We start from the raw sequence: 1,597 nt of genomic DNA on the forward strand, positions 1-1,597 counted from the left end.
CAAGTCCCGCCTCACCCTCGTCACCGACACCGGACCCGAGGAGGTGAGCGACAACATCCTCGAACTCAGCGCCTGACCCAGCATCGAAGGATCACGAAACGGCTACACCACTACCGGGGACTTGACCCGCCGGCAACGGCATCGAAATGGGCGAAGCGAGCTCGTTCGGGGACGCCGATGACCGATCGTTCCTCCCGCCCTCATCACAGTCCCGCGCGCACCGCGCAGCGTATCGAGCGGCGGATCATCGCACTGCGATTCACGAAACGATGGGGCCCGCACCGGATCGGATATCACCTCCGCATGCCCCGCTCCACCGTCGAGCGGATCTTGCATCGGTACCGGATGCCGATCCTGACGCACCTCGATCAGGCCACCGGTCTCCCAGCCCGGCGCCCGAAGCCCGTCCGCTACGAACGAGGACGGCCCGGTGACCTCATCCACGTCGACATCAAGAAACAGGGCCGTATCCCGGATGGCGGCGGGCATCGGATGCTGGGTCGCACCGTCGGGAACCGCAACAACAAGAAGAAGGGCCGCGGTTACGCGTTCCTCCATCACGCCGTTGATGATCACTCCCGGCTCGCCTACTCAGAGATCCTCGACGACGAACGCAAAGAGACCGCGTCAGCATTCTGGGTGAGAGCGAACGCGTTCTTCGCAGGCGCGGGTATCACCGTCCGAGAGGTTCTCACCGACAACGGTTCTTGCTATCGCTCGCGCGCGTTCGCGACAGCTCTCGGACCCGACATCAAACACCGATTCACGAAGCCCTACCGCCCACAGACGAACGGGAAGGTCGAACGCTTCAACCGCACCCTCGCCCAGGAATGGGCCTACGCCGAGACCTACGCCAGCGACGAAGCCCGAGCAGCGACCTACGACGCCTGGCTCCATCACTACAATCACCACAGACCCCACACCGGCATCGGCGGCCACACACCCTCAGACCGTGTTCACAACCTCACGAGGAAGAACATCTAGCTCGTCCTCGCAGAGCCGTAGTTCAGCCCAACGAATGGCGAAGGGGATCTTGACGAAAACCGCGCCATTCCAGCGTTGGCGTGGTTGCTTCTTGTCTTGGAGCGTCCAATACCGTTCCACGTACCACTGGTCGGCGGCTCGACGCTCTCGCTTTCGCGCCTGGAAAAACGGCACGACCGCGAAGACCACGGCCACTCCCGTGACGACGGTGGCTGTATCCGCGAGTATGGACAGCCACTCCCAGCCGGTGACGGTCGCCGAAAAGATCATGGGTCGAGCGTATCGGTGCGCTTAAAGACGACAGGCGGCCGACGGGCCTTGTCTAGCTGAGTTGAAGGCCATCGATGTAATCAAAGTGCGTCTTGACGAGGTCGGAGACATCGACGTTCTGCAGTTTTCCGGATGCAGGAGTGAAGCCCACCAGCCGACGGTGGCTTTGCCAGGCGAGTTCGACAGCCACTTGTTCTGCGTGTCACCCGCTCCAGATGGTCATACCCGAACATGAAGTGGGTGATGATCGCGCGGACAATGGGAGGGATGTAGGGCGATTCGGACGACGAGCCGTTCGCGAAGGCGCTGAGCTCTCCTAGGCGATCGGGAAGCTCCTCTGCCG

General features: G+C 62.4%; 2 protein-coding genes and 1 pseudogene. 1 reads left to right on the top strand and 2 read right to left on the bottom strand.

Annotated elements, in window-relative coordinates:
* Nucleotides 1-132: 132 nt before the first annotated feature.
* Nucleotides 133-984: pseudogene (locus KZA10_RS14625) on the top strand (IS481 family transposase); the annotation flags it as partial.
* Here KZA10_RS14625 and KZA10_RS14630 read toward each other — a convergent pair.
* Both KZA10_RS14630 and KZA10_RS14635 read right to left on the bottom strand, forming a co-directional pair.
* Entirely contained in the window at nt 946-1,254 is a 309-nt protein-coding gene (locus KZA10_RS14630; protein ID WP_218683248.1) for a hypothetical protein, read from the bottom strand. The pseudogene KZA10_RS14625 and the gene KZA10_RS14630 overlap by 39 nt on opposite strands.
* Before the next feature lie 52 nt (nt 1,255-1,306).
* Nucleotides 1,307-1,444: a hypothetical protein gene (locus KZA10_RS14635; RefSeq protein WP_218683249.1), complete on the bottom strand. Its 138-nt coding sequence runs from the start codon at nt 1,442-1,444 to the stop codon at nt 1,307-1,309.
* Nucleotides 1,445-1,597: the final 153 nt, after the last annotated feature.

The organism is Microbacterium sp. BF1 (assembly GCF_019279095.1).
GTDB classification, from domain to species: domain Bacteria; phylum Actinomycetota; class Actinomycetes; order Actinomycetales; family Microbacteriaceae; genus Microbacterium; species Microbacterium maritypicum.